This window comes from Synechococcus sp. WH 8016, assembly GCF_000230675.1.
In the GTDB taxonomy this organism is placed as follows: Bacteria; Cyanobacteriota; Cyanobacteriia; order PCC-6307; family Cyanobiaceae; genus Synechococcus_C.
The window spans coordinates 17503-43104 of the sequence record NZ_AGIK01000001.1 but is presented as its reverse complement, the minus strand read 5'-3'; the positions used below and the strand labels follow the sequence as shown (position 1 = coordinate 43104).

General features: G+C 53.3%; 40 protein-coding genes. 27 read left to right on the top strand and 13 right to left on the bottom strand.

What is annotated here, in order from left to right:
• The first annotated feature begins 2 nt into the window (after positions 1-2).
• Both SYN8016DRAFT_RS00265 and ilvN read left to right on the top strand, forming a co-directional pair.
• On the top strand, positions 3-983 hold the full coding sequence (locus tag SYN8016DRAFT_RS00265; protein ID WP_006852197.1) for an alpha/beta fold hydrolase: 981 nt from the start codon (positions 3-5) through the stop codon (positions 981-983).
• Positions 980-1510, top strand: coding sequence for an acetolactate synthase small subunit (gene ilvN / locus SYN8016DRAFT_RS00260; protein ID WP_006852196.1), 531 nt, complete (start codon positions 980-982; stop codon positions 1508-1510). The genes SYN8016DRAFT_RS00265 and ilvN overlap by 4 nt, the downstream gene beginning before the upstream one ends.
• A gap of 10 nt (positions 1511-1520) precedes the next feature.
• Here the strand turns inward: ilvN and SYN8016DRAFT_RS00255 are convergent, their stop codons facing one another.
• Both SYN8016DRAFT_RS00255 and SYN8016DRAFT_RS00250 read right to left on the bottom strand, forming a co-directional pair.
• Positions 1521-2219 (bottom strand): peptidylprolyl isomerase, encoded by a 699-nt coding sequence (locus SYN8016DRAFT_RS00255; RefSeq protein WP_038013014.1) that lies wholly within the window; start codon positions 2217-2219, stop codon positions 1521-1523.
• A gap of 14 nt (positions 2220-2233) precedes the next feature.
• A complete protein-coding gene (locus tag SYN8016DRAFT_RS00250; protein ID WP_006852194.1) occupies positions 2234-2770 on the bottom strand; it encodes a photosystem I assembly protein Ycf4 in 537 nt (178 codons plus the stop codon).
• Positions 2771-2990: 220 nt separating this feature from the next.
• Here SYN8016DRAFT_RS00250 and psbD point away from each other — a divergent pair, with 220 nt between their 5' ends.
• A complete protein-coding gene (psbD, locus tag SYN8016DRAFT_RS00245; protein ID WP_006853965.1) occupies positions 2991-4046 on the top strand; it encodes a photosystem II D2 protein (photosystem q(a) protein) in 1056 nt (351 codons plus the stop codon).
• Positions 4030-5418 (top strand): photosystem II reaction center protein CP43, encoded by a 1389-nt coding sequence (psbC, locus tag SYN8016DRAFT_RS00240; RefSeq protein ID WP_006852192.1) that lies wholly within the window; start codon positions 4030-4032, stop codon positions 5416-5418. Before psbD ends, psbC begins: the two co-directional genes overlap by 17 nt.
• Before the next feature lie 138 nt (positions 5419-5556).
• Here psbC and SYN8016DRAFT_RS00235 read toward each other — a convergent pair whose 3' ends face one another.
• Together SYN8016DRAFT_RS00235 and SYN8016DRAFT_RS00230 are read right to left on the bottom strand one after the other, a co-directional pair.
• On the bottom strand, positions 5557-5811 hold the full coding sequence (locus SYN8016DRAFT_RS00235) for a hypothetical protein (protein WP_141561295.1): 255 nt from the start codon (positions 5809-5811) through the stop codon (positions 5557-5559).
• Between the two features lie 62 nt (positions 5812-5873).
• Positions 5874-6476: a nucleoside triphosphate pyrophosphatase gene (locus tag SYN8016DRAFT_RS00230; protein ID WP_006852190.1), complete on the bottom strand. Its 603-nt coding sequence runs from the start codon at positions 6474-6476 to the stop codon at positions 5874-5876.
• A gap of 27 nt (positions 6477-6503) precedes the next feature.
• Between SYN8016DRAFT_RS00230 and SYN8016DRAFT_RS00225 the strand changes: the two genes are divergently transcribed.
• The 11 genes from SYN8016DRAFT_RS00225 to SYN8016DRAFT_RS00185 all read left to right on the top strand — a co-directional run bounded on the left by SYN8016DRAFT_RS00225 (position 6504) and on the right by SYN8016DRAFT_RS00185 (position 13538).
• On the top strand, positions 6504-6944 hold the full coding sequence (locus SYN8016DRAFT_RS00225; protein ID WP_006852189.1) for an Npun_F0494 family protein: 441 nt from the start codon (positions 6504-6506) through the stop codon (positions 6942-6944).
• Between the two features lie 116 nt (positions 6945-7060).
• Positions 7061-7699: a hypothetical protein gene (locus tag SYN8016DRAFT_RS00220; protein ID WP_006852188.1), complete on the top strand. Its 639-nt coding sequence runs from the start codon at positions 7061-7063 to the stop codon at positions 7697-7699.
• On the top strand, positions 7696-8574 hold the full coding sequence (locus SYN8016DRAFT_RS00215) for an MlaD family protein (protein ID WP_006852187.1): 879 nt from the start codon (positions 7696-7698) through the stop codon (positions 8572-8574). Before SYN8016DRAFT_RS00220 ends, SYN8016DRAFT_RS00215 begins: the two co-directional genes overlap by 4 nt.
• A gap of 87 nt (positions 8575-8661) precedes the next feature.
• Positions 8662-10161, top strand: a complete 1500-nt coding sequence (locus tag SYN8016DRAFT_RS00210) for a cobyric acid synthase (protein ID WP_006852186.1) — start codon at positions 8662-8664, stop codon at positions 10159-10161.
• A 94-nt stretch (positions 10162-10255) separates the two neighbouring features.
• Positions 10256-10507 (top strand): 2Fe-2S iron-sulfur cluster-binding protein, encoded by a 252-nt coding sequence (locus SYN8016DRAFT_RS00205; protein ID WP_038013541.1) that lies wholly within the window; start codon positions 10256-10258, stop codon positions 10505-10507.
• 7 nt (positions 10508-10514) lie between these two features.
• Positions 10515-11387: an EamA family transporter gene (locus SYN8016DRAFT_RS00200; protein WP_006852184.1), complete on the top strand. Its 873-nt coding sequence runs from the start codon at positions 10515-10517 to the stop codon at positions 11385-11387.
• Positions 11388-11439: 52 nt separating this feature from the next.
• Positions 11440-11568 carry a hypothetical protein gene (locus SYN8016DRAFT_RS15895; RefSeq protein ID WP_006852183.1) on the top strand — a complete coding sequence of 43 codons (129 nt, stop codon included), beginning with the start codon at positions 11440-11442 and terminating at the stop codon, positions 11566-11568.
• Positions 11565-12323, top strand: coding sequence for an MBL fold metallo-hydrolase (locus tag SYN8016DRAFT_RS00195; protein ID WP_006852182.1), 759 nt, complete (start codon positions 11565-11567; stop codon positions 12321-12323). The genes SYN8016DRAFT_RS15895 and SYN8016DRAFT_RS00195 overlap by 4 nt, the downstream gene beginning before the upstream one ends.
• Before the next feature lie 21 nt (positions 12324-12344).
• Positions 12345-13052 (top strand): secondary thiamine-phosphate synthase enzyme YjbQ, encoded by a 708-nt coding sequence (locus tag SYN8016DRAFT_RS00190; RefSeq protein ID WP_006852181.1) that lies wholly within the window; start codon positions 12345-12347, stop codon positions 13050-13052.
• Positions 13053-13115: 63 nt separating this feature from the next.
• Positions 13116-13283: a hypothetical protein gene (locus tag SYN8016DRAFT_RS15175; RefSeq protein ID WP_006852180.1), complete on the top strand. Its 168-nt coding sequence runs from the start codon at positions 13116-13118 to the stop codon at positions 13281-13283.
• Between the two features lie 75 nt (positions 13284-13358).
• A complete protein-coding gene (locus tag SYN8016DRAFT_RS00185) occupies positions 13359-13538 on the top strand; it encodes a hypothetical protein (protein WP_006852179.1) in 180 nt (59 codons plus the stop codon).
• A 19-nt stretch (positions 13539-13557) separates the two neighbouring features.
• Here SYN8016DRAFT_RS00185 and SYN8016DRAFT_RS00180 read toward each other — a convergent pair whose 3' ends face one another.
• On the bottom strand, positions 13558-13845 hold the full coding sequence (locus SYN8016DRAFT_RS00180; protein WP_006852178.1) for a hypothetical protein: 288 nt from the start codon (positions 13843-13845) through the stop codon (positions 13558-13560).
• A 75-nt stretch (positions 13846-13920) separates the two neighbouring features.
• Here SYN8016DRAFT_RS00180 and SYN8016DRAFT_RS00175 point away from each other — a divergent pair, with 75 nt between their 5' ends.
• On the top strand, positions 13921-15234 hold the full coding sequence (locus SYN8016DRAFT_RS00175) for an MFS transporter (protein WP_006852177.1): 1314 nt from the start codon (positions 13921-13923) through the stop codon (positions 15232-15234).
• Between the two features lie 5 nt (positions 15235-15239).
• Here SYN8016DRAFT_RS00175 and SYN8016DRAFT_RS00170 read toward each other — a convergent pair whose 3' ends face one another.
• Entirely contained in the window at positions 15240-15425 is a 186-nt protein-coding gene (locus SYN8016DRAFT_RS00170; RefSeq protein ID WP_006852176.1) for a hypothetical protein, read from the bottom strand.
• 72 nt (positions 15426-15497) lie between these two features.
• On the opposite strand from SYN8016DRAFT_RS00170, the gene SYN8016DRAFT_RS15170 reads away from it, so the two are divergent.
• Positions 15498-15659 carry a hypothetical protein gene (locus SYN8016DRAFT_RS15170; protein WP_159098276.1) on the top strand — a complete coding sequence of 54 codons (162 nt, stop codon included), beginning with the start codon at positions 15498-15500 and terminating at the stop codon, positions 15657-15659.
• Positions 15660-15719: 60 nt separating this feature from the next.
• Complete coding sequence (locus SYN8016DRAFT_RS00165) at positions 15720-16400, top strand: TVP38/TMEM64 family protein (protein WP_006852175.1); 681 nt, start codon at positions 15720-15722, stop codon at positions 16398-16400.
• A gap of 55 nt (positions 16401-16455) precedes the next feature.
• Here the strand turns inward: SYN8016DRAFT_RS00165 and psaK are convergent, their stop codons facing one another.
• The gene (gene psaK, locus SYN8016DRAFT_RS00160) at positions 16456-16713 is read right to left on the bottom strand and encodes a photosystem I reaction center subunit PsaK (protein ID WP_006852174.1); all 258 of its coding nucleotides are present in this window, start codon (positions 16711-16713) and stop codon (positions 16456-16458) included.
• A 287-nt stretch (positions 16714-17000) separates the two neighbouring features.
• On the opposite strand from psaK, the gene SYN8016DRAFT_RS00155 reads away from it, so the two are divergent.
• The 3 genes from SYN8016DRAFT_RS00155 (at position 17001) to SYN8016DRAFT_RS00145 (ending at position 19182) form a co-directional block, all read left to right on the top strand.
• Positions 17001-17642 (top strand): L,D-transpeptidase, encoded by a 642-nt coding sequence (locus SYN8016DRAFT_RS00155; protein ID WP_253909748.1) that lies wholly within the window; start codon positions 17001-17003, stop codon positions 17640-17642.
• A 126-nt stretch (positions 17643-17768) separates the two neighbouring features.
• A complete protein-coding gene (gene gap, locus SYN8016DRAFT_RS00150) occupies positions 17769-18776 on the top strand; it encodes a type I glyceraldehyde-3-phosphate dehydrogenase (RefSeq protein ID WP_006852172.1) in 1008 nt (335 codons plus the stop codon).
• A gap of 154 nt (positions 18777-18930) precedes the next feature.
• Positions 18931-19182 (top strand): RNA polymerase-binding protein RpbA, encoded by a 252-nt coding sequence (locus SYN8016DRAFT_RS00145; protein WP_006852171.1) that lies wholly within the window; start codon positions 18931-18933, stop codon positions 19180-19182.
• Between the two features lie 104 nt (positions 19183-19286).
• Here SYN8016DRAFT_RS00145 and SYN8016DRAFT_RS00140 read toward each other — a convergent pair whose 3' ends face one another.
• Together SYN8016DRAFT_RS00140 and SYN8016DRAFT_RS00130 are read right to left on the bottom strand one after the other, a co-directional pair.
• Positions 19287-19502: a Nif11-like leader peptide family natural product precursor gene (locus SYN8016DRAFT_RS00140; protein WP_006852170.1), complete on the bottom strand. Its 216-nt coding sequence runs from the start codon at positions 19500-19502 to the stop codon at positions 19287-19289.
• Between the two features lie 876 nt (positions 19503-20378).
• Positions 20379-20678, bottom strand: a complete 300-nt coding sequence (locus SYN8016DRAFT_RS00130) for a hypothetical protein (protein ID WP_006852169.1) — start codon at positions 20676-20678, stop codon at positions 20379-20381.
• A gap of 86 nt (positions 20679-20764) precedes the next feature.
• Between SYN8016DRAFT_RS00130 and SYN8016DRAFT_RS15660 the strand changes: the two genes are divergently transcribed.
• Positions 20765-21220, top strand: a complete 456-nt coding sequence (locus SYN8016DRAFT_RS15660; RefSeq protein WP_006852168.1) for a hypothetical protein — start codon at positions 20765-20767, stop codon at positions 21218-21220.
• A 292-nt stretch (positions 21221-21512) separates the two neighbouring features.
• On the opposite strand, the gene SYN8016DRAFT_RS15165 is transcribed toward SYN8016DRAFT_RS15660, so the two are convergent.
• The gene (locus SYN8016DRAFT_RS15165) at positions 21513-21665 is read right to left on the bottom strand and encodes a hypothetical protein (protein ID WP_006852167.1); all 153 of its coding nucleotides are present in this window, start codon (positions 21663-21665) and stop codon (positions 21513-21515) included.
• Between the two features lie 60 nt (positions 21666-21725).
• On the bottom strand, positions 21726-22073 hold the full coding sequence (locus SYN8016DRAFT_RS00120) for a hypothetical protein (protein WP_006852165.1): 348 nt from the start codon (positions 22071-22073) through the stop codon (positions 21726-21728).
• Between the two features lie 113 nt (positions 22074-22186).
• On the opposite strand from SYN8016DRAFT_RS00120, the gene SYN8016DRAFT_RS00115 reads away from it, so the two are divergent.
• Positions 22187-22375 carry a hypothetical protein gene (locus SYN8016DRAFT_RS00115; protein WP_006852164.1) on the top strand — a complete coding sequence of 63 codons (189 nt, stop codon included), beginning with the start codon at positions 22187-22189 and terminating at the stop codon, positions 22373-22375.
• Between the two features lie 225 nt (positions 22376-22600).
• Here the strand turns inward: SYN8016DRAFT_RS00115 and SYN8016DRAFT_RS00110 are convergent, their stop codons facing one another.
• A complete protein-coding gene (locus tag SYN8016DRAFT_RS00110) occupies positions 22601-22867 on the bottom strand; it encodes a hypothetical protein (RefSeq protein ID WP_006852163.1) in 267 nt (88 codons plus the stop codon).
• Positions 22868-23107: 240 nt separating this feature from the next.
• Between SYN8016DRAFT_RS00110 and SYN8016DRAFT_RS00105 the strand changes: the two genes are divergently transcribed.
• Together SYN8016DRAFT_RS00105 and SYN8016DRAFT_RS00100 are read left to right on the top strand one after the other, a co-directional pair.
• Complete coding sequence (locus tag SYN8016DRAFT_RS00105) at positions 23108-23509, top strand: tautomerase family protein (RefSeq protein WP_006852162.1); 402 nt, start codon at positions 23108-23110, stop codon at positions 23507-23509.
• A gap of 332 nt (positions 23510-23841) precedes the next feature.
• Positions 23842-24087, top strand: a complete 246-nt coding sequence (locus SYN8016DRAFT_RS00100; protein ID WP_006852160.1) for a hypothetical protein — start codon at positions 23842-23844, stop codon at positions 24085-24087.
• 113 nt (positions 24088-24200) lie between these two features.
• Here SYN8016DRAFT_RS00100 and SYN8016DRAFT_RS00095 read toward each other — a convergent pair whose 3' ends face one another.
• Entirely contained in the window at positions 24201-24671 is a 471-nt protein-coding gene (locus SYN8016DRAFT_RS00095) for a hypothetical protein (RefSeq protein ID WP_038013528.1), read from the bottom strand.
• Between the two features lie 45 nt (positions 24672-24716).
• Between SYN8016DRAFT_RS00095 and SYN8016DRAFT_RS00090 the strand changes: the two genes are divergently transcribed.
• Positions 24717-25007, top strand: a complete 291-nt coding sequence (locus SYN8016DRAFT_RS00090) for a hypothetical protein (protein WP_006852158.1) — start codon at positions 24717-24719, stop codon at positions 25005-25007.
• A 134-nt stretch (positions 25008-25141) separates the two neighbouring features.
• Positions 25142-25525, top strand: coding sequence for a cupin domain-containing protein (locus SYN8016DRAFT_RS00085; RefSeq protein WP_253909747.1), 384 nt, complete (start codon positions 25142-25144; stop codon positions 25523-25525).
• The last annotated feature ends 77 nt before the right edge of the window (positions 25526-25602 follow it).

Sequence of the window (25602 nt, the reverse complement as noted above, 5' to 3'; positions counted from 1 at the left end):
GTGTGCACGCAACCGCTCTCCAGCCTGCCTCCAACGGTGCCGAATGGGGCGAAAGCGCTATTTGGACCTGGAAGAGCTACCGCTGTCACTGGCGCGTGCTCGGAGATCCCCAAGCCCCGGCGATGGTTCTGCTGCATGGGTTTGGTGCCAGCAGCAGCCATTGGCGGCACAACGCGGCCCCGCTCTCAAGGGCTGGATATCGGGTTTATGGACTTGATTTGATCGGCTTCGGTCGCTCTGAACAACCGGGGCTACATCCCCAGATCCGCTTGGACAACCGTCTTTGGGCGCGGCAGTTGGCAGCCTTTGTGGAACAGGTGGTTCAAAAACCTGCTGTCTTGGTGGGCAATTCCTTGGGGGGTCTCACCGCACTCACCACCGCGGCCTTTCGGCCTGAATTAACAACGGCAGTGGTTGCGGCGCCGCTGCCCGATCCCGCCCTGATCAAGCCGCTGCCACAGCGGCTGTCACCCCGCCGTCGCCGGCTACGGAATGCAGCGGTTCCGTTGCTCTGCCGCCTGCTCCCTCTCGAACTTCTTGTTCCCTTGATCAGCCGCACCTCGCTGCTGCGCATGGGGCTCCAAGGGGCATATTCACGCTCCATTCGCTCCGATCGGGAATTGCATCAGCTAATTGCCCACCCAGCCCGTCGCCGGACCGCCGCACGCAGCCTGCGCGCCATGAGTGTTGGCATGGCCTTACGTCCACGCGGAGCCACAGCACCAGCGTTGCTGGAGCGTTTAGCCAAGCAGGATCGGCCCCTGCCCCTCCTGTTGCTTTGGGGCCGGCAGGACCGATTCGTGCCTTTGCTGATTGGCCAAAACCTTCAAAGACAGCATTCCTGGCTGAAGCTCTGCGTGCTCGACGGCAGTGGCCATTGCCCCCACGATGAAAGCCCCGAACACTTCCATCAAGAGCTTTTGCGCTGGCTGGACCTTAATTTAGGGAGAACAAGCGCGCTGGAAGCACAGCAACGGGCATGAATCACACCCTGTCCGTCCTGGTGGAGGACGAATCCGGCGCACTGAGCCGCATCGCCGGCCTGTTCGCCAGACGTGGCTTCAACATCGACAGCTTGGCGGTGGGTCCTGCTGAAACGAACGGGCAATCGCGTCTCACCATGGTGGTGGAAGGCGATGAGCACACCCTTCAGCAAATGAGCAAGCAGCTCGACAAGTTGGTGAACGTGCTCCAGGTGCTCGATCTCTCGCAAATCCCTGCAGTGGAACGGGAGCTGATGCTGATGAAGGTTGCCGCACCAGCAGAACAACGCAGCGGCATTCTTGAATTGGTGCAGGTCTTCCGCGCCAAAGTGGTGGATGTGGCCGATGACGCGCTCACCCTGGAAGTGGTGGGAGATCCGGGCAAATTGGTGGCACTAGAACGCCTTATGGCTCCCTACGGCATCTTGGAAATCGCCCGAACCGGGAAGGTAGCCCTGGAACGGGCTTCAGGAGTGAACACCGAATTGCTGAAATCAGCCATCAGCGGAGCGCGTGTGCCCGCTTGATGGCTGATTTTCAAAGGCCTGGCGTCAGGAGCTTCGCCTTTATCAACTTGTCGTCCTGTTGGATCGCATCGACAACATCCAAGCCATCGGTAACGCGACCAAAGACGGCATAACGGCCATCAAGCTCAGGCAGCGGTCGTAAAGCGATGTAGAACTGCGCGCTTGCCGAATCGGGAGACTGGGAGCGAGCCATGGCAAGCGACCCTCGATCGTGGCTCAGCTTGAGCTTTTGCAAATCACTGGGATTGGTGCTCTGACGGCTGTAGCGGGGCTCCTCTTCATTTTGATAGGAGAGCTCGAGGGGGATGAAGCGGGCTTGACCACTGTCTGGATCGATAAAACTTCCCTGGCCGTATTGAGACTTCAAGGTGCTGACGTCGCTGGATGCAGGGTCGCCACCTTGAACCACAAAAGGCACGGGCTCACGAATCACCCGATGGAAAACAGTGCCGTCGTACACACCCCTCTTAACAAGATCCACAAAATTGCCGGCTGTTACAGGTGCCGCGTCACCATCGAGCTCAAGCTTGACCACCCCGCGGGTGGTTGTGAGCTCCACGTTGGCCTTCCCTTGAAGACAGGGACTACTGGCCTGGCTGCAACCCGAAGGAACGGAAGCCGTTGACGTGGACGTGGACTGGGAGCAACCCACCAGAAGGGGCAAGCAGACCGCAAGGGATAGGAGCGTCCGCATCATTGAGCGCTTCATAAAAGAGAAAAAGATCAAAGTCCTTCGAGATTCACACCTAAAAAACGTGCCAACTCAGCTCCGTCCTGTTCCAACTGGGCCAGAGGCAGGGGTTCACCCACTCGGGTGAGGGGCATGTCCCGTCTGCCACGCACCCGCAGCGAAACCCGGCGACGCGTGTTGAAGCCATCTCTCACCTCAACTTTCACCGCCTGAATGTCCTTGATGGGAATTTCAACACTGATCGGCTGACGAAATCCACGCCTCGAGATGGTCACCACACCGGCGGAGCGATCAAAACGGTTGCTACCTGAGCCCACATTGATCGTGATCACGGCCCAGAGATACGTGGCGAGCAGGGCTGCTGCGAGGCTGTACAACCCCATGACGAGACCCTGAGGGACAAAAACCAAGCCGGCGGGATGGCCGAGGGGCAGGAGATCCCTACCCAAATAGCTGGAGAGAGAAGCAAACAGGAAACCAATACCGCCAATCGTGACCATCAAGGCCACGAGAATGTTCGAAAGCCGGCGCGAGCCGAGGACGGGTTGTTCGAGCAGATCAGCGGCCATCAAAGCCCAAAGTCAGAGGTCATTTTGGACTGCAAAGCCAATCAGCTGAGCCCGCTACAAAGCATTGCCACGAAACGAGGACTCAAATCGAAAGAAACCCAGAAGATGCATTCCTATACAACGGGTTTCAGCTGGGCCATCTAAGCCCCGAAGCACCCAACAAGATTGTTAAGGTCCCCCATGAACCCAATGCATGCGGGTTAACCGCACCGTTCAACTCATGACGATCGCTGCAGGTCGCATGCCGCAGCGGGGATGGTTCGACGTCCTCGATGACTGGCTCAAACGCGACCGATTTGTGTTTGTCGGCTGGTCCGGCATTCTCCTTCTTCCCACGGCCTACCTTTCGATTGGTGGCTGGTTAACGGGAACCACCTTTGTAACTTCCTGGTACACCCACGGCATTGCGTCGTCGTACCTCGAGGGTTGCAACTTTCTCACCGCTGCTGTGTCCACCCCCGCTGATGCGATGGGTCACAGCCTTCTCTTGCTCTGGGGCCCAGAAGCCCAGGGTGACTTCGTCCGCTGGTGTCAGCTCGGAGGCCTTTGGGCTTTCGTTGCTCTCCACGGCGCCTTTGCACTGATCGGCTTCATGCTGCGTCAGTTCGAAATTGCTCGTTTGGTCGGCATTCGTCCTTACAACGCCATCGCCTTCTCCGGTCCGATTGCGGTGTTCGTCAGTGTCTTCCTGATGTACCCCTTGGGACAGAGCAGCTGGTTCTTTGCACCCTCCTTTGGTGTGGCTGCAATTTTCCGCTTCCTGTTGTTCCTCCAGGGCTTCCATAACTGGACCCTGAATCCTTTCCACATGATGGGAGTGGCCGGCATTCTTGGCGGTGCACTGCTTTGCGCTATTCACGGCGCAACCGTGGAAAACACTCTTTTTGAGGATGGTGAACAGTCGAACACCTTTAAGGCGTTCGAACCCACCCAAGAAGAAGAGACCTATTCCATGGTCACCGCCAACCGTTTCTGGAGCCAAATCTTCGGAATTGCGTTCTCCAACAAGCGTTGGCTGCACTTCTTCATGCTGTTTGTGCCTGTGATGGGCCTGTGGACCAGCTCCATCGGCATCATTGGCCTTGCCCTCAACTTGCGTGCCTATGACTTCGTGTCACAGGAAATCCGCGCTGCTGAGGATCCTGAATTTGAGACCTTCTACACGAAGAACATTCTTCTGAATGAAGGCCTGCGTGCCTGGATGGCACCGGCTGACCAGCCGCACGAAAACTTCGTCTTCCCTGAAGAGGTTCTGCCCCGTGGAAACGCCCTTTAATTCCGGTCTTATCGCCACTGGCGGTAAAGACCTCGACTCCACCGGCTTTGCCTGGTGGGCCGGTAATGCTCGTCTCATCAACCTGTCTGGCCGACTGCTCGGTGCCCACGTGGCCCACGCTGGTCTGATGGTGTTCTGGGCTGGCGCCATGATGCTGTTCGAGGTGAGTCACTTCACCTTTGACAAGCCGATGTATGAGCAGGGCTTGATCCTGTTCCCACACGTGGCCACCCTTGGCTATGGCGTTGGCCCTGGCGGAGAGGTCACCAACCTCTACCCCTTCTTTGTTGTTGGTGTTCTGCACCTGATCAGTTCTGCCGTGCTCGGATTCGGTGGCCTGTATCACGCCCTTCGTGGTCCAGAAATTCTGGAGAACTACTCCACGTTCTTCTCCCAGGATTGGCGCGACAAGAACCAGATGACCAACATCATTGGTTATCACCTCATCCTTCTGGGTGTGGGCTGCCTGCTCCTGGTCTTCAAGGCCATGTTCTTTGGTGGCGTTTATGACACCTGGGCCCCAGGTGGTGGAGACGTTCGTTTGATCACGAACCCCACCCTTGATCCCGGTGTGATCTTCGGATACCTCTTCCGCGCACCATTTGGTGGCGAAGGCTGGATCATCGGTGTGAACTCCATGGAGGACATCATCGGTGGCCACATCTGGCTCGGTTTGACCTGCATCTTCGGTGGCATCTGGCATGTCATCACCAAGCCTTTCGGCTGGGTGCGTCGCGCCTTCATCTGGAATGGTGAGGCATACCTGAGCTACAGCCTTGGCGCTCTGAGCTTCATGAGCTTCATCGCTTCGGCCTACATCTGGTTCAACAACACCGCTTACCCCTCGGAGTTTTACGGCCCAACGAACGCCGAATCCTCCCAGGCACAAAGTTTCACCTTCCTTGTGCGTGACCAACGCATGGGAGCCAACATCGGTTCCGCCATGGGCCCAACCGGTCTTGGTAAGTACCTGATGCGTTCACCAACAGGTGAAATCATCTTCGGTGGTGAAACCATGCGTTTCTGGGACTTCCGCGGTCCTTGGTTGGAGCCCCTTCGTGGACCCAACGGCCTAAGCCTCGACAAGCTTCAGAACGATATTCAGCCTTGGCAGGTTCGCCGCGCCGCTGAATACATGACCCACGCTCCTAACGCGTCGATCAACTCTGTTGGAGGCATCATCACCGAGCCCAACTCGGTGAACTTCGTGAACATCCGTCAGTGGCTCGCCGCGACGCAGTTCATCCTTGCCTTCTTCTTCCTTGTTGGTCACCTCTGGCATGCAGGCCGCGCCCGCGCTGCTGCAGCTGGTTTCGAAAAAGGAATCGATCGTCAAGCCGAGCCCACCTTGGCTATGCCTGACCTCGACTGATCATTCACTGATCACCGATCGCAACCCTCGCCGCAAGGTGAGGGTTTTTTTATTGGTCACACATTGTTGACAAGCATTGTGGATCAAACATTGTTCAAACACTGGCCGTCAAAACAAACGGCTCTCCTCAAGACAAGCTCAGAAGCCAACATCCAGCAGGGAATACCCCTTAGGGGCGCGGCCCTTTTCCCCTGGAGCCGCTGGAGTCACTGTTAAGGATTCCGCCTGCCTCAAGTCTTCAGAGGAGAAATCCACCTCTTCAACGCTGAGCTCGCTGGATGCATCTTGAGGCGTTGCGTCAAAGGATTTTTGAAGGGGTTCAAAAGCAAATGCAGGCGCCACTCCTGCCGTGACAATCAGCAGTGAAAAACAGCGGCAAAGCAGGCAGTTCATCATGGTCGCGACGCAAGAGCTGTCTTTGATTTAGCTACAACAAGAGAAAAATGACAACGGCATCAGGAGAGTGCCAGCCAGCGTCGAAGCAGCGGCAAACTCAGGCCGATCACATTCGAATAACACCCATCGAGTTGCTCCACACAGCAGCCACCGCGTCCTTCGAGCGCAAAACCACCAGCACACTGCAACGGCTCTCCGGAAGCGACGTACGCCTTCACTTCCGCATCCGTGAGATTGGCAAACAGCACACGGGTCGTGACACACGTGCGCTGCATCTCAGCCGCTGAACCATTTCTTGAAAGCGCCAGCGATGCGGGCAATAAACAGTGCCCTGTATGCAGTTCAGCCCAGCGCCCGCGCATCCGTTGCCAGCGCTCGACGGCCTCATTCGCATCCACAGGCTTACCAAACACCTCGCCCTCAAACGCAAGCACCGAATCACAACCGAGCACGGCCGTAATCAAGGGATTGCGCTCAGCACTCTGGGCAAGGGTCCGCTGCACAGCCAATGCCTTGGCCTCCGCCAATAGCTGCACCAACTGGGCTGGATCAGGATGCTGAATCTGATCCTCATCCACGCCGCTCACCCTCACCTGATGGGGGATCTGCGCTTGCTCCAACAGACGGCGTCTGGCTGGAGACGCGGATGCCAACAGCAACACAACAAACAAGCAACCTTGATCAGTTTGATGCTGGTCACAGCCACGCTCGGAATCAAGCGGGAAGAGAATGATCTCCGAAGCGGCAAGGTCGTGACCTCATCCACCACCCTGGTATCGGAACGAGCCTTGAAGCGGGCACGTCAGGCCATGCGCTGTCTTCCCTTTCGCCGCGCGTTCTATGACGACCTAGAACACGAAGCCCGAAGCAGCACCCAGCTCAGCAGCCAAAAGGATTGGATGGCTATCAGCCGCAAACCTCTCTCTCGCTCGAGCACGGAAGACGATCTGATCTGGCTCATTCAAGTGGGCGTGCTTCGCCGCGAAGTGGATGGCCAAGGGCTCACAGAGCGGGTGCGGCTCACGCCGATGGGACGCGACCTCCTCGATCATTGGGATGGTGAGATTCCAAGGGCAGATGCACTACAAGTGATGCATCACTGGCTGCGCAGGCATCGTCCCCGGCTATGACCTCGTCTCGATTCGAATTAACCCAATAAAAGGCTCACAAATTTGAGCTCACGAGCCGACAAAAAGGAGGACATTCTCATAACGTCGGGTCACTTTTCATCGGTGATTCAGCAAGGGTGATTGCCAAACAGTCCCAGTTGAAAACCATTTTGCTGGTGGCAGAGCGCGATGGTCAGCGCTGCGCCGGTCCTGTGCTGATTGCAGGCATCGCCGTGGGAGTGGGAGTGATCCAACTCTCCACTGGCACCCTCAAAGAATCCAGCCCGTTGAGCTTGCAAATGCTCAGTTTGCTGGTGCTTGAGCTGATGGGTCCGCTGCTGGTGAGTGTGCTGGGGATGGCCCTTCTACTCCCACGCTGGATCGATCGTGTGGCATCAACAGGTCATCGCGCCTGGCGCCGTTCCGTTCCGGGAGCGGCCTTGATCGGCATCGTGCTGATGCTGATGTTTTTCAGCGCCTCTCTGCTGGCAGGCATCCTGATCACCCCCCGCAGCGAACTCGGGATAGAACTGTTCGCGCTGTTGGCAAAAACAAGCTTTGTTGAATTGCTGCGCTCACTCCTGCGTTCAGCTGGCTTCCTTGCAGCACTCTGTGCCTGGTGTCAGTGGAGGGCAGATGGGCCGCTGCGTCAGGGCCATCGCAAGACTTATATCGTCAGCAACTTGCTCATGGAAGGCTTGATGATGGGGATCGGCCTGAAGCTGATCTGGTTCCTAGTGACCAAAATTCTTCCCATGAATGAATTGATCAGATGACGCTTTCTCCCAGACAACAAGGACACCGAAAAGACCGTCTTCTCTTCCTGGGATCAGGCCTTCTGCTGGTTGTGTTTGTCCTCGTGGGGTTTGCCAAAGCGCAGCGCTGGGGCACCCGGTTTGTTGACATCTACATCAAAGCCAGCGACGTCAATGGACTGAACCACGGAGAAGACATCCGCATTGCCGGCATCGTGGCGGGTCAAGTGGGAACGATGCATCTCGATGATCAAGGCGACGTGAAGGTCACGCTCAAGATTGAGGAAAACAAAGCCCATCTGATCGGGCCTTCCAGCAAGGCAAGTCTCGCCAAAGAGGGGTTGATCGGCGAGCCCTATCTCGTGATCACTGCCGATCCCAGACCACGGGAACAAGCCCAGGAGATACAAGGCCGCACAATCGGCTACGACGAACCGATCAATATCGATGCCCTGCTCAAAGAGCTGGCCAGCTCTCAACAACTACTGAATCTCACGCTGCGTAATACCACCGCCTTAACAGCAGAAAACGGGAGCATCAGCACAGCCTTTCATTCCACCCGTCGTCTTGCGGAGTCGTTGCAAAAGGAAGTCACAGCCGCGGCCCCCGTGGTGCGGGAATCGATCGCCAGCGTGGCCAAAGATGTTCACGCCGTAAGCCAATCGACCGAGGCTGTGGAGCAAGACACGCGATCCTTCATTCAAGAAACCCAACCTTTGGTTGTTGAGTCGCTCAAGGATGCCGATCAACTCACCCGTTCCAGTCAGGAGTTAATTGATATTTTGCGCCATCTGTTTGGCTCCTGGTTAGAGCCTGTTAATGGTGGCGGTGAAGACGTTCTCGAGAAACAGAGCTCGATGCCCCAAGAAGAGCAACCCATTCCACGACAGGAATGATCTCCTGGGGGCTAACCCTTCCTTGGACCACTCCAAGGAGAGAATGATGGCTCCGTTGTTTCCTTGGCTCCCTTGCAGCGCCCCCTGATGGTGCTTGGCACCTCGAGTGGTGCCGGCAAAACCCTGATGACAGCCGCTCTCTGCCGGGTGCTGAAACGACATGGAGAGCAACCCTTGCCCTTCAAAGGGCAAAACATGAGCAACAACGCCTGGGTGGATGCGTCCGGAGGCGAAATGGCCTATTCCCAAGCGATGCAGGCCTGGGCCGCAAAACTCGAACCCTGCTGCGCCATGAACCCAGTGCTGCTCAAGCCGAAAGGCGACAGCACGAGCGAAGTGATCCACTCCGGCCACAGCGTCGGCACCGCCAGAGCGGAACACTATTACCGCGATTGGTTTCGCCCAGGCTGGAAAGCGATTCGCAGCGGATTAGCCGAGCTGCAACAGCAATGGCCCGATGGACGGTTGGTGCTGGAAGGTGCCGGCAGTCCCGTGGAGGTGAACCTGCAAAAACGCGACCTCACCAACCTGAGGCTGGCGCAATATCTGCGAGCCAACTGCTTGCTCGTTGCCGACATCGAACGGGGAGGCGTGTTTGCCCAAATCGTTGGCACCCTCGCCTTGCTTCGGCCTGTGGAACGCCCTCTGGTGAAAGGGATCTTGATCAACCGCTTTCGCGGGCGCCGAGAACTTTTTGATGAAGGAAGAACCTGGCTCGAAGACCACACCGGAGTGCCGGTGCTTGGCGTCATGCCATGGCTCAACGATGTCTTCCCACCGGAAGACTCCCTCGACTTACTTGAGCGAAAACCCACCCGAGGACCCACGGACCTCGAGATTGCTGTGCTCAAACTGCCTTCCCTCAGCAACTTCTCGGATCTCGATCCCCTCGAAACCGAACCATCCGTGAAACTGCGCTGGGTCGCCCCGGGCGAAGACCTTGGCAAACCCGATGCCGTTGTGATCCCAGGCAGCAAACAAACCCTCCGCGATCTTGCCGCCATCCATCACAGCGGCCTGGGGGACGCTCTTTGCGCCTACGCCTTCAACGGTGGACACGTCTTTGGCATCTGCGGCGGGATGCAAATGTTGGGCGAAACATTGGGCGATCCGGAAGGTCTTGAAGGAGGCGGCTCATCCCAAACCAACAACCATCAAGGCCTAGGACTCCTGCCGCTTCATACGCTGTTTTCCGCCGACAAAGCCCTCAAGCAGCGCAGCAGTGTGGCCCGCTGGCCCAATGGAGGCAGCACTCTCAAGCTCGAAGGATTTGAACTGCACCATGGCCGCACCACTGCGACTGAAACCTGCCAAACGCTCTGCCTTGATGCAGAGCTTGGCTGGGTCAATCCCATCGGCGAGCAAGGAGGTCTTGTGGCAGGCACCTATCTGCATGGAGTGTTTGAGAGTGGCCCTTGGCGCCGACGGTGGCTGAATCAGCTGAGAGAGCGCAAGGGATTACCACCCCTTCGTGAGGATCAACCACATCACAGCCGTCAGCGAGATGCCCTGCTCGATCGCCTCGCTGATGCCTTCGAGCAACACATCCAGCTCGCCCCCCTGCTCAGCAACCGTCCAAACGGTTGAAGCCTGCTGCCCTCAAGGGCTCGTTAGGGTGAAATTAAGAATGAACCAGCGTGCTTTGCATCCGCCCAAGGGTGCCGTTTTGCCCCTATCCACGATGGAGAACCAACAGTCCGCCATCACGATTCAATGGCCAAACGGGAGCCAAAGTCAGTGCTCCAAAGGTGATGACTGGCTCGGGGCGGCGCAAGCGGCAGGCGTCCACATTCCAACCGGTTGTCTCGGGGGCAGTTGTGGAGCCTGTGAAATTGAAGTGAATGGTCAGACGGTGCGTGCCTGTATCAGCACGGTGCCGGCTTCAAGCTCCGGATCCCTTCGCGTGGAATTCGCCACAGACCCCTATTGGTAGTTGAAACATGGGCGTTATCGCGGGGTTGGTCGCAGCGCTGGCTTGGACCTTTGCAAGCAGCCTTTGGCGTGGCCTCTCCACCTCACTGACGGCTCTTGAACTGAACGGGCTGAAAAACGCGATCGCCTGTGCCCTGTTGCTGCCGGTGCTCTTGTTCCTGCCATGGGCAGATGAGAGCCAAGCCCTGCTCTGGCTGTTGATCAGCGGTGGGCTCGGCATCTCCTTAGGAGACAGCTTTTATCTGGCCGCCCTTCGTCGTCTTGGCACAAGACGCACCCTCACGCTTGAGGCTCTGGCACCGTTGCTCGCAGCCCTCGGCGGACTCGTCGTGATGGGCGAAAGCATTCAAGGGCAAGCGTGGGTAGGCGCCGCCATGGTGTCCCTATCGGTTTTGCTTGTGGCGCGTCAAAGTCCACCAGACAGCACGCGCGATCGCGATCGCAGTCGGAGCGTGCAGTGGCAAGGGATTGTCTTGGCGCTACTCGCCGTGTTGTGTGGAGTGAGCGGAGCAGCCGTCTCCCGCAGCGTTTTGATCAGCACGGATCTCACGGCATGGCAAAGCGCAGCCACTCGCCTGTTGGGAGGGTTGTTGCTCCTGCTGCCATGGCTGCGGATCCGCACCCTGTTCCCGAAGCCCCGCCCAAACCACAGGCGCTGGCCAAGAGTGCTGTTGGCCACCCTGCTCGGCACCAATTTTGGGATTGTGTTGCAGCAGGTGGTGTTGAAGCAATTACCCCTCGGTATCGGCATCACGGTTCTCAGCACGGCCCCCGTGATGGCTTTATTGGTTGCAGCACCGGAAGGCGACCATCCACGAGCAGCTGGCGTGTGTGCATCACTCCTGGCGGTGAGCGGAGTTGCCCTCGCCGTTCTCGCCTAACTCACGGAGCAAGCCAACGCCCTTCTACGGTTCAGCCACTGATAAAACGTTCATGAAAGCCCGCCGCTTGGTTCCCCTAATCGGCTCCGTTTTGGCCCTTTTGGCCATGGTGGCTTGGATCGGCGAGATCGATCTTGGCCTCGATGAATCGCTGCAGACCCCACCCACGGAGCAGTCATGAGGTCTCAAGCCACGTATTTCGGAGCCAATGGCTGGCTTTTGGAAATCGCTGATCTTCGTGTCCTCGTCGACCCCTGGCTCAGTGGCCCCTTGGTGTTCCCACCTGGAGCCTGGATGTTGCGCGGCGAACTGCCCCACCCCTGGCCTGTTCCGGAGAATCTTGACCTGCTTCTGCTGACCCAAGGACTCGCTGATCATTGCCACCAACCAAGCCTGAAACTGCTGCCGCGCGACCTGCCTGTGGTGGGCTCTGCAGCTGCCGCAAACGTGGTGAACCGTTTGGGTTTTGAACAGATTGAAACCCTCAAACCGGGTGAAACCTGCACCATCAAGGGGCTCAGCATCGAGGCCACAGCAGGCGCGGCGGTGCCCAATGTGGAAAACGGTTACCTCCTTGATTGGTCCGATGGGTCGTTGTATCTCGAGCCCCACGGCGTGCTCGATCCCAAACTGGCCTCCCGGCCTGTCGATACCGTGATTACGCCGGTGATCGACCTCGGCTTACCACTCGCCGGTAACTTCATTACCGGTGCCAGCGTGCTTCCAGACTTGATTCAACGCTTCACTCCCCGCACGGTGCTGGCCAGTACAACGGGTGGAGACGTGACCTTCAGCGGACTGATCAGCACCCTCCTGCAAGGGGCGACGATCAAAGAGCAGCCTGATCCACGCGTTGTCATCCCAGTGCCTGGCGAGCCTTTCGGACTAGAAGCCCACACGGCAAGCCCAGAAACAATCAACACCGCTAAACCGTAGATATCCCTGGACCAAGTCTCGATGGCCTTTGCCCAGTCCTTGACGCAACTCGAGATCCCAACCAAAGGGAAAGGGTTCACGCGACTGAACGAGCGCATTGAATCCTGGCTCGGAAGCAAGGACATCGAGCAAGGGGTTTTGCACCTCACCTGTCTGCACACCAGCTGCAGCCTCACGATCAACGAAAACGCCGATCCACGCGTGCTCAAGGATTTAGCCGCATGGATGGAGGCCGTTGTGCCACAGGACGGCAAAGGACCAGCAGACGCCCAAGGCCAACGGCGGCGTTATCTCCATGACGACGAAGGAGACGACGACATGCCTGCTCACATCCGAACGGCCCTCACCAGTCAGACCATGACACTTAGCGTTCAAAACGGTCGCTTGCTCTTGGGCACCTGGCAAGCGGTGTATCTGTGGGAGCATCGCCAACTCGGAAGCACACGGCGCGTCGCTTGCCACTTGGTCGGAGAGAAGCCGGCAAGCTCAACACAGGCAACCTCAACACAGGCATCCTCAACACAGGCATCCTCATCACAGGCAACCGAAACACGTGCAACCACAACCCAAACAGCGAGCAACCAAACCCTGCTCAATCTGCGCAACGCCACACGATTGAATCAACAAATTCAAGACAGAATTCAACCCGAAGCCTGGGCTGAAGATGGTGGGAATGCAACCGATGTTGACCTCTTAATTGACAGATTGCATGACATCAGCGACAGCTGATTCATTCGAACGATTCGTGCTTGGTCTCAGCCGCTACTAAAGATTCAGGCAACCCTCAACAAGATGGGAAGAGCACAAGCAGGAGCCGCCCACGTGATTGGACTCAGACGGCTTTATTGCAACCGCAATGGTGTGTTTTTGATGGTTGATGTACCAGCCGCAGACGTCAAACCCAAAAAAGCAGAACTGATCCTCAAAGGCTGGCTGATTGAAGACGACATCCTTGTGTAAACCAAAAGCCAAGAAGACGTCCACAATTGGGCAGCACGAGACGACAAGCTGGAAGGAGAATTCACTTAACGCCTCATGGAACCCATCACTTGGCTGATCATCACTTGGGCCACCTATGGAGCTCATCGCACCACTGCGGCCCTAGAAAAAGTTCCACAAGCCTCAAGAGATCAGTGCGAAGCCAACGCCAGATTGATCAAGGCATGGCAACCAAAAGCCAGCACCCTATGCATTGAAGGGCTGGGCTCTCCCTAATCCGCTTTCAGGAGCTTGATTAACGGCGGGCAATCCCTCTCCCGCCACCGATCAAACCAAAATCAATCAACAAACCAATACCAACAATGAGGAGTCCACTAAACGAACTAATTCCGCCATAGGACGCACTCGCCCAGCAGTACCCCAAGGTGGTGGTTGGCAATATCACCAAGCCAATCAAGGGTGCAACAAAATCTGGAAGAGGTAAGCCGCTGAAGGGTCCGAGCACAAAGGGCGCATTCACAAACCAGAGAAGAATCAGAATCAACCTTGGAACGAATAGGCCCAAAGCAGCCAGTAAACACATCAGCGTGAGGGAGTTTGAACTCTCTTTAGCAAAGTGAGTTCAAACGTGCCCGGTCGTCCAATCTGGAGATTCGGGATGGCTGTGTTGATGCTGGAAGAACAAGGGAATGGTTCGAAACCGCCATCCAGAGCAAGGGTCTTAATCGCCGGTCTGATCGGCAACGTGATGGAGTGGTACGACTTTGCCCTCTATGGCTACTTCGCCACGGTGATTGGCCAACAATTTTTTCCCTCAGCTAACCCAACGGCGTCCCTGATTGGTGCCTTCGGAGCGTTTGCCGCCGGGTTCATCGTCCGCCCCCTTGGAGGAATTGTCTATGGCCGCATCGGCGATTTGGTAGGACGTCGCCGCGCCCTAACCCTGTCGGTGATCGCCATGGCGATCCCAACCGTAGGGATGGCCTTTTTACCCACCCATGCCCAGATCGGAATTGCAGCGCCGATTGCCGTGGTGCTTCTACGACTCCTCCAGGGAATTTCAGCCGGGGGGGAATACACAACCTCGATCATTTTCCTCGCCGAATCTGCTCCAGATCGACAACGGGGCTTCTTTTGCATCTGGGGACTCTGGGGTTCCGTGTTGGGGATGCTGATGGGTTCAGCCTTTGGAGATCTCCTCACGAGAACCCTCACACAAACGCAACTGGGGGATTGGGGGTGGCGCGTGGCCTTTGCTATGGGCTCCGTCGTGGCCCTAACGGGGGTGATTATTCGCCAAGGCGTCGGAGAAGACAACACATCCAATAAAACAAAAACCCCACTCTCCTCAACCCTGGGTGCCCACCGAACGGCATTCTTCAGGGTGTTGGCGCTGAACATTGCCAGCAGCGTTGGCTTCTATGCGGTCTATGTCTATTTAGTGACCTACGTCGAAGACGTGGACGGGATCGCAGACAGCGTGGCTCTCAGCCTGAATACGGATGTGATGGCTGTTTTGCTGCTGCTGTACCCGATCACAGCCTGGCTCTCAGACAGGATCGGCAGAAGACCGATGTTGATGGGTGGGGCAGCCCTGCTCTGCATTGGGGCACTTCCATTCCTCCAACTGATTCACAGCCAAGACCCACAATCGATCGTTCGTGGAGAACTGGGATTCACACTGGCGCTTGCAGTGGTGGATGGTGGCAAGGGCCCAGCCAACGTGGAGCTGATGCCCGCGGAAGTGCGATGCACGGGGACAGCCTTGGCCTACAACCTTGCGGAAGGCTGGTTTGGTGGAACCACCCCGCTGATTGCGGCTGTACTGATTGCGAGGGCGAGCGGAAATCCCGTCTACTTAGCGATCTGGGTGGCACTCAGTGGTCTTTGCACCTTTGTGACGGCTGCCTTCTTCACAAGGGAGACAGCGTTCAAACCCTTACTGAAACAGGCTCAGCCCCAACAGTGCTGAACGATTCAGGCCGCCATTGGGAGGAGCTCTTCTTCCTCCTCCTCGTCTAAATCAGAGAATGTTTGACCAGCCTCAATGTCGTACAGCTTGTACAGGGCCATGGTGGCCTCCGCCCAGGATTCGCTCTCGACAGACTCCAGAAGCTGCTGGAAAACCAGAACATTCACCACTTCGAGATCAATCGAATCCATAGGAACGGGGCATTTGCCGGAAAGGTAACGCTGACAAAGCAATCAAAATCAAGCCAATCCCAAAGAAAACCTGTGGATCAGGAGGAGGAGCCAAGCGAAAGCAAGCGGAAAAGGGCGCATCAGGGGTCTGAAAACAAGCAAGAACTTGAAAACCCAGAAAAACAGACAAAAGAAGTGTTGATTAAAAGAAGAATCGCGGGCAAGAGATTAAGTCAAGAAAAAGGCAATCAATAACAAAGAAGCTGTAACAACTCATTCCACATCGAAACGAAAAGGTTCATGCGCGATTAAAAAATGCAAGAGTCAACAACGATCAAACTCCATCAGCGATACGTGCAGCGACTTCGCAAAATCATTGGCGTCAGCGCTGTTGTAGCTCTGGCCATTGTTGTGCTCCATCTCGCCCACACCCACGCTCTCGAACCCCTGCGTGCTCAGGTCGAAGGCATGGGTGTATGGGCACCACTTGGGATTGTGGCGCTCAGGGGAGTCAGCATCCTGCTTCCAGCCTTACCAAGCACAGCGTATTCACTGCTTGCTGGCGCACTGCTTGGGTTTGAGACAGGACTGATCACAATCTTCATTACCGATCTAGTTTTTTGCCAAATCGCATTTTTGGTAGCCAAACGCTTTGGACAAAAACCGGTGCGAGCCCTCGTAGGCGAGAAAGCAAGCAAACGCATTGAAAGCTTTAACCAGTCACAAATCGAAGGAAATCCTTTCTTCCTCACAGGACTTTTAATGACAGGTCTGTTTGATTTTGTGAGTTACGCAGCGGGCCTTGGCGGAACCAAATGGAAGATATTTACTCCAGCACTCATCATCAGCGTGGCACTGAGTGATCCACCCATTGTTGCCCTGGGCGCTGGGGTCTTTAGCGGAGGAAAGCTAATGCTTGGGCTAGCGCTTCTAGGTGTCTTTGCCTTAGCCCTCATTGCTGGACTTGTAAAAAAGTATCAAAGAAAAACTGCATAAGCCAAGGCGGCTGCCCTCGCTTTTGAGGGCAGCATTCAAGTCAACAGACCTACAACTAAAGCAAGCCGGCAGCACCGAAGCCGAGAATGACACCAAAGCCAATGACATGGCCAAGACTGGTTGTAGCCAGTAAAGCCTCTAAACCCAATCCTCCAAAGTATTTAGGATTAGGTAGTTGAGTCCCCTCCCCAGCCTTAAAAATTTTTGTTCCGAGATAGATAGCAAGGATATTGCACAACACCATTAAGAGACCCACCTTTGGAGACCAACTGAAGGTTGCAGGGGGGGCGACTGCGAAAAGGTGAAAGGCCATGGATGCAAGTGAATTTGGCTTATCATCGGGCCATTTGCATCGGCCGAAACCATTTCGTAAAAAGGCTTCAAACGAACGATGGGCAAGCTAGAAAGTTAATCCTCATCACGCGACATTCCTCGGCGAACGAGAAACTGCGTGAAGGCCAACAAACCGAGTAGAAATGCGGATGCAATCAGAAGCTTCAAAACAAAAACATTCAGAACATGCCCATCGATGCAGGCAGATGATTGAAATCACGTCATGATAGGTGAACAACCAGCCTAATGATCATGCGAGTAGCACAGATGTTGATGGTCACAACATCAGCTCTCCTGCTTTCAGGATGCATGCAAGAGTCAAAAACAACCAAAGCCTCGTCTCAAGTCGAGGGATCAATCGAGATCAAACTCAACCAAAGCAAGCCACAAGAAAGCAAAGGCATTGCTCAAAGCGATGGCAAAGAGATGGTGTTCGACGTGGGCTATGGGAAAAATGGCGTTGGATGCATCGGCAGCACATTTCAGGAAGGCGTGACTCCGCTGGGGACCTTCAAAGTGAATGCAATTATGAGCAAAGGTAGATTCGAAATGGATGAAGCGCTGATCAAAAAATCCGGGAAAACGAAACAATACCTAGCAAATAATCTGTTCAAAAATATGAACTCTATAGACTTTAAAGGGGATGGGGAAACTGGTGAGTATGGATCAGGATATATCAGCCTTACCCCAGTACCACCAACACCCCAGCCATTCAACTTTAACGAATACGACGGAATCTACCGGTGGTATAGCTTTGCAATTCATGGAACGAATGATGAGAAACGTATCGGACAACGCGTAACAGGTGGTTGCATCAATATGAACAACAAGGATCTCAATAAACTCATCAAAAACATCAACCTTGGCGATGAAGTCCTTGTAACATCAAACCAACCCTGCAATCTCTAAAGTCAAAAAGACAACACACGAAACACGAAATCTGAGTGTTAATACTCAATCACATGTGAGCATCCTCAAATACAGACATGCAGAACGATGCACAGGTCCTATAACTAGTTTTTAGGGTTACCGCCCATGACCATCCGTATTGGTATTAATGGGTTTGGACGCATTGGTCGCCTGGCTTTTCGCCAAGCCGTATCCATGGATGATGTTGAGGTGGTAGCAGTCAACGATTTGATCGACGTTGATTACCTCGCCTATCTACTCCGATACGATTCAACGCATCGACAATTCCAAGGCGACGTAAGAGTAGAAAATAAAAATTTGATCGTTAACGGTAAATCAATCCGTATTTCTGCTGAAAGAGACCCGAAGGAACTGAGATGGGGGGATATCGGTGCCGATTACGTGCTGGAAAGCACAGGATTTTTTCTTACGGACGATAAGGCGAGAGCACATATTGATGCTGGGGCAAAACGCGTCGTGATGAGCGCACCATCAAAAGATGAAACACCCATGTTTGTGATGGGTGTAAACCACAAAAACTACCAAGGCGAGGAGATCGTATCGAATGCAAGCTGCACGACAAACTGCCTTGCCCCATTAGCCAAAGTTGTCAATGACAATTTTGGAATCGTTAGTGGATTGATGACAACAGTCCACGCAACAACTGCCACACAAAAACCCGTGGACAGTCCATCTCTCAAAGACTGGAGAGGGGGTCGCGGAGCTGGTCAAAGCATTATTCCTAGTTCTACTGGAGCCGCCAAAGCTGTTGGAAGGGTGATTCCTGAGCTGAACGGAAAACTTACAGGGATGGCATTCAGGGTGCCTACACCTGATGTATCAGTGGTTGATCTCACAGTGAATCTGGAAAAATCAACCAGCTATGAAGAAGTCAAAGCTGCCATGAAAGCAGCTGCAGAAGGGGAGTTGAGAGGAATTCTCGGCTACACCAACGACCAGGTGGTGTCCAATGACCTGCTCGGAGATAGTGCAACATCCGTCTTTGATGCAGGTGCAGGAATGGCACTCAACGACCGATTCATGAAGCTTGTTGCCTGGTACGACAATGAATGGGCCTATAGCTGCAAATGTATTGATCTCATCAAACATATGGAAACCACACAGATGAGATAGATTTATACAAACGCATCAATGATCATTCCAGTCGAACAAAGCATCGCTTCTCATCGGACTGGAATGGTGGTCAAAAATAATCCGAGAATTCTTTTGCATGAAGAGATGGCATGCAAAAATAGCGATAGAGCAACGGTAAGGATGGGGCCACACCATGACAAATGTGCCGGATTTTAATTCGTCAACGGAGAAACGAGCACGGTTTGGGAAAGTCTTTTCAACCAGAGTAGAAAAACTGGTTGAAGATCTCCAAGCAATGTCAAAAACGGCAAATCTAGAAATCTATGAGTTTGACGACGAATTGGTTAAAAAACTCTTTATAGAGCTAGCAAAACGATTTAGAGAAACCGCCCATCGATTCGGAATAGAATTTGAGATCAGTATTGATCGAGAACCAATCGAATAATCAAGACAAAAGAAATCTGATATCCTATTTGGAAGAATATCGGTTCAAAGAACACCTCAGCAACACCCGGCAGGCTACAAATAGAGACAACTCAGCCTTTCAAACTAATTGTATTCACCGGGAGTTTCTTGTTTAGAGACTGTCACGCGACCCACTTTTTTCCCAGATTGGCGTAATAACTCATCTCCAGAGAACTCATAACCTAATTTGGCAGCAATTTTGGCTACATCATCCGCTGTTGAAGCCGAGAGAACGGTGGATTTAAGCGCCTCGTCGTCCTGCATCTTGACGAGAAAAGCTTTGAGTTGATCAAGAGCCATAGAAAAATCCTCAGCAACAACAATGAGTCATGGAACCAATTGAAGCGAGTCGGTTTTGGCGAACAAGAGCCAAAAGCACGAACAACCAACACTGTTCAACACAATCCTAAAGAAAAACTTAAATAAAATGGATTTTCGTGAAGGAGCAGCGTTAAAGACCCAATACTATCTTACTTTCAACACATTCGATAGAGCAAAGGACATGAAGTCGCTCGAGAAGGCTCCATCCTGTTTCATGCATTGGTGCGTACAAAAGGTCACTTCGAGCCTTTATTCAGTCTCTGCCACCACCAATGGAGTGCATTACGACCACGTTGGAAACTTCAGGACAGTGGGCGAGGCCCATAAGGCAGGACGGCGCTATGCAGCCACACAATCTCAATCTCTTCATCAGCAAAAGTGTGCGTAGCAGACAAAGAGATCGCTAGACAGCCAAACAACGGACAAAGTCAAGCTGCAAACATACAACCAGCAGGTAAAAACATAAACAATACAAAAGAATAGTCTTGATCAATCAAAATATGCAAGGTTAGGATTCACAAGCCTTGGGAATCCAATGCTTATATTAAAACCTAATCAATAGGGATTTATCCTTTCTTCTACCTTTCCGCCTTGGATTCAAGCTTGCAGCGCCTGTGCTGCATAACATTGCACAGCCATGGCAAAACAAGGCCAAGCACTATCACAAAGCCAATGAGATAAGGGGAACAGACTTTCCCAATGAATGAACGGACAAGTCAAATCACACCACCAAACCACTCATTCTGCAAACGAATGGATAGCTATCACCATGACAAAGCCTTAAAGCGCTGCCAATAAGGCGAGACACTTTAAAGCCATCACACAAAAGGCTTGATTGGTGCTTAAAGCATCAAGCTAGTCAACAAATAATGAAAGGTGACGGTTATCAACCTCAATCATTTCATCCTCATCCTGGTGAAACCAACAGCCATACATCAAATTGATAATCCGACTCACATCAAGATCTCGGTCGGCCACTTCCTGCCACAAGCGTCGAGACAACTCGCGGTCATCGAGCTTGAACTGAGCTTGAACCAGGCTTCTGGTGATCGAAAAATAGCTCTGACGATCATTGCGCAGACGGCATTCGGATGCCGCATCGACGGACATCAGTGAAGGCTGAGCCTGGAAAACGGAAACAGCAGCTTTGGACATGAAGATTCTCCAAATTTCAGAAACGTAGGGGAGCTAGCTCTCCCCATCGAAAAGACGACTAGCAAAAGTTGGTACCAATCCTCAACATGCCCTCCTTCTCTGTCTTGGTGAGACTGTTGAAGGTGACAGCTGAAGTCAGCTTGCTTCTGCTGAAGACTCAGGTGGAGTGTCGTCTGTCAAAGCGTCTCCGATCTCATCTCAACATTTTGAGCCAACAACCACCAACTGGCATCGGTGTTAAGGCGCATTGCCAAACCAACAAAACCGTCCAAGACTGGGAGGCTGTGGTGATAGCTGCTCTGAAGCCAAACGATCATCAACCATCAGCTGTAGCCACAAAAAGATCAATGAGCGATTACGAGCAACTGCTAGAGCAATTGAACAAAGTGCTTGTCATTGCTAAAGCCAATGGAAACAAACTTTTTATTGAAAATATCGAGCGAGATATCAAGGCATTAGAAGCTGGTGAAGAGTCTCCTATCATCAAAGAATATCTAACACCCGAAGAGAGACGATTAAACGACTCCACAGAAGAAAATTAAGCAAGCAACGCGGCTAAAACAACGACACACAACTATTGCTTTGGCTTTTTACTAATATCACCAAAATTGTCGTCATTAGGTTGTAAAAACTGCCAGACAACGGGAACAGTAAAAACGATCACAAGGCCAATGGTTGCAAGGATGGCGACTGTGTAATCTCCCAAAATCAAAGGCTCAATGGCATCTCAGCATAAAGCCTTTGGGTCAGAGACAAATTCCAAGAGCCAATCCCTGAGAAGCGGAATCAAAACAACCCCTGCAATCCACTGAAAAATTCAATCATCAGCTGGGGTCAAGGTCGATCAGGCTGTGTTGGAAGGGCAGGATCTGGACGATTGCGAGGGTCTTGGTCATTCCTCCAGGGAGTGAACATCACAAAATTTCCGAGCACGAGGCCAGCCGTAATGATCAAGGCAGCAACCTGTTCAACTTTCTCAATCCGCATGCCACGACCTTGAAGCTCTAGCTCTCATGGGCAAACTCAGACGCTCCTTCGGGCTCACCCTCAAGCATCGCCTGTCGTTCCAGAGGGAGCATCACTGAAATCGACGACGAGGTCACCATCACCATCGCGTTCAATCACAAAACGAAACCCATTCACAACGCCAGACCATTCACCTTCCTCAGGTTCCGCACTCTCGCCTGTCTGCTCTGAAACCTTGGTTTCAAACAACGTCGTGAATACATGCGCGGCAACCTCAGCAGCTTGTACGGCATCCATGTCGTCAAGATCGTGGGCGGCAACCGAGCAACCCTCAAGCAGCTCCGCATCAATCACGATCCCCTCTCCCAAATCAGAGATCAACGCCTTAAGAGCCTCGTCCTGCATTGTTGCTACCACAAAGTGTTCCATCAAACTCGTCACCTGGACGTTGGTCAAGGGAGGCGGCGAACAGGAACACGGGAATTTTGGACCGCAACCCCCTACGAACTGCCGATAACATAGAGATCGTTAGGAGATGAGTGATGATGCGCTTTGTCTACTTCAGCGTGCTGTTTGCCACTGCATACTGGTTTTTGGTTTCACTCGTACGCTTGATTCTTGCCAAGCGCAACGTCAACGTGATCGTTGAGTCTCCTGAGAGAAATGAAAATGTGAACGCACTCGAGCGAGCCTGGTCAGCAGACCTCCCCCAGGTTGAAGAAGAAGATTGAGAACCGATTACAAACCATTTGAACGATAAGGGGATAGAACATTTTTAAACTTCGAACTTAACTTCAATCCATCAAAATTTATTCATACACTCTAAACACAGGCGATTTCAATTATTCATTGAGATTATATCTGGTCATTTAACAAATGCTTCACATCATTGGATGAGAACAGTCTCTGATCAGTCTTTCAAGCATTACTAAAATAAAAACTAGCGTGTTGTCTTATCAGACGCCAACATGCTCTCTGCAACATTCCTCCAAGACGGCTAGAAACTCCGACTCCTCGGGTGGTTCATCAAATCGGCTAGCCGATTGAACACAAAACCTGATCCAGGTCTTAGCGGAATCAGCACCAGATTGAACAACTTGGGCGTAGGCGCTATCAAAGGCAACTCCGTCTTTGAGCATCGCTCCAATCGCTTGATAGAGACGATCCATCCCATCGAGCTGGGGATCGGCAAACACAGCCCGAATACGATCTCTCGACGCCATGGGGCCTTAACCGCAGAAGCAAGGTTGCAATCAGTCTCGCATTGTGATCAGCGGAGACGCAGCGATGCAAACGAATTGAAAACTCTCCCCATTCGATCCACATTGAGAGGCCCTCTCGCATGGAGAGGCATGGGATATTGAGCCGATCCGTGAAACATGCTATTTGAACAATCAGTCACAAGAAGGACCGATTAAGGGATCGATGCATGCTAAGAAGGCATCATAGTATTGAACAATAGAATGCCACTCATCACGATTAATATCACAGAGGGAATGCCTGAAGAGGCGATAGATCAGCTTCAAGAAACCATTCATTCTTGCTTTGTGAGCGCATGGGGAATCCCAGAGAATGGAGGCTTTTATATTATTAATGAACGTCCAAGATCACGTATGAAGATTAGTCGTGAGATGTGGGGGATCAAACGATCGGAGGATCCACCCCTGCTTCTTCAAATCACATCTTCGCCCAGGAGCAAAGCCTTAAAAGTGGAGTTGTTCCGCATGCTTGCGGAAGCGCTGGAGAAACAAGGCATTCATAAAGAAGACCTCTTCATCAGTATTAGTCCGACACAACGCGAAGACTGGTCGTTTGGGAATGGAGTTGCCCAGTTGCTACAGATAGAAGAAGGTCAAGCCACTTAACCAAATCCGATCTCAGAAGCAAGCTGTTGAGAACAACCAGCCTTGCGCAGACGGACTAACAATATTGTGAGCTTCGCAGCTGATCTAAGAAGCTAGTTATCACCAATGCTCAGCATGAGCTCGTGAGCATGGTGAAAGACTGGAAATACGACGATGGCGCTGATCTCAAAGCTTGTTCAGCCATACTTTTGTGGATGGTTTTGAACCTCAATCCTCTGGCTGACATGGACGCATAGAGGGATAGGCGGGGCATGAGAACGACATGAGATTGTCTGAGTGGTTTGACAGGGTGAAATGGCTCTAGGGTTTGAAGGACAAAGCTGGTTTTATCGATGTCTCGACTCCCTGTTGTGATCGCTGTTGCGGCTGTTGCCTCGGTCTCATTTTCCCCTGCTCACGCCAGCAAGTGGGTGGATGAGATCATCTTCGGCAAATGCGCCGAGGCGATGAATAAGGAATATATGAAAGCCGGCAAACAACTTCTCTTGAGCAAGAAAAATGAAACCTGTAACTGCGTCGTGAAGGAGATGGATAACCACAAGAGTATTGAAGAAGCCAAAAACTTCTGCATCAAGTAGAGCCGCCAGTTTCACGAACAACAAGTGGGTGAAGAGCCGTATCTGAACGGCTCTTCACCTGATGACAACGGTTGATTCAAGCCCCGAAGCGATCAAGCCGATGCTGCGCAACGCTAATCAGCAGCAGAAGGCTTTTGCCCAGAGCAAGTGAGACACCCCCCATTAATGCGATAGGGCGCAAGATGCCCTCGAAGGCAGAGCGTGCCACGAAAAAACAACACCTGCCCCAGCTCCCTTGCATGGGCGTCTGTGAGTGGCAGCGAAAGCCATCCATCTGGGACTTTGCCTGTCAGTTGGGCGCGACGCTGCTTGGCATCGATGCGTCGTTGACGCTCTTCACGGTCATTTTTGGCACAGACAGCTTCAACCTGAAATTCTCGAGAACAATCCAAACAGGCCGTGACCAAGGGCTTTTTACGGGCTGAATTCTGCGAAAGTTTGTCGCCTGGAACCTCACGTTCCTGACCACAAGAGCATCGACACCACCAATAGGCATTTCCGCTTTTGGTACGACGCTCTGAGGCACGGACGACCGTGAGCTTTCCGTACACCTCACCAACTCGGTTCCGGGGCTTGGATGGCATCTGGAATCGAGAAAGAGTGACCTGCTTCGCCATCTTCGCGAACACATGCTGACGAGGGAATCAGCGGATCCCAATCTCCGCTGGATCCGAGAGCTGCTTGATCAAGCGCTGTTCTCTGGCACTTCAGTGCTTGCATTACCTTCAGAGCGCGGTTTTATGGCTGAACCCGTTCCCTGGCAGATGTCCTTGCTTCTAAAGCGTCAGATTGAGCGGCTTCAAATCGCAATTGAGCTATCTACGGACTGGCTTGAGATTCAATATCTAAGGGCCGAGCTCGATCAGCTCAGAGACTTATACGAAGAGCCAGGCGCAGAGGCAGAAGCAGAGGCAGCTTGATCAGCAATCGCTGAAAACGTTTGTCATCCACTTCAGCGAACCACCCCTTGCACTATGCATAGGGCCAATAATTCTTGCGAAAAAAGATGATGTTCTCAAAATTTTTTGGGGTTGCAGCAGCAACCGCGCTGCTTTTGTCGGGCCCTGCCCTGGCATCACCCAAGCCAGTGGTCGAGGAGCTGTTCACAGCAAATCGAACCCTCGGCGGCAACGTTGTCGCCTATCCCGAGGGAACGCCAGAGATGCGGGTCTATCGGCTCACGCTTCCTGTTGGGGCCAAAATTCCTTTGCACATCCATCCTGCACCCGTTGTCGTGATGGTGGAGCAGGGAGAACTCAGCAATGTGCGGATCGTCAATGGTGCGGAGGAGACCGACACCATTAAGGCCGGAGACGGCTTCCTTGAAGGTCACCCGGAAGAGCCGCACTACGTGATCAACAGAGGGACTGAACCAGCCATCAGCCTGGTGACGTTTGCCAGCGTGGAGGGAATGCCCAACACGGTTCCTGTTCAATGACTGGCACCAAGAGGATCCTTTAGGTCCAGGACCTCTCAACATCGCGGAGGTTGAGAGGAGCGGTCAGTAAGTGGTGA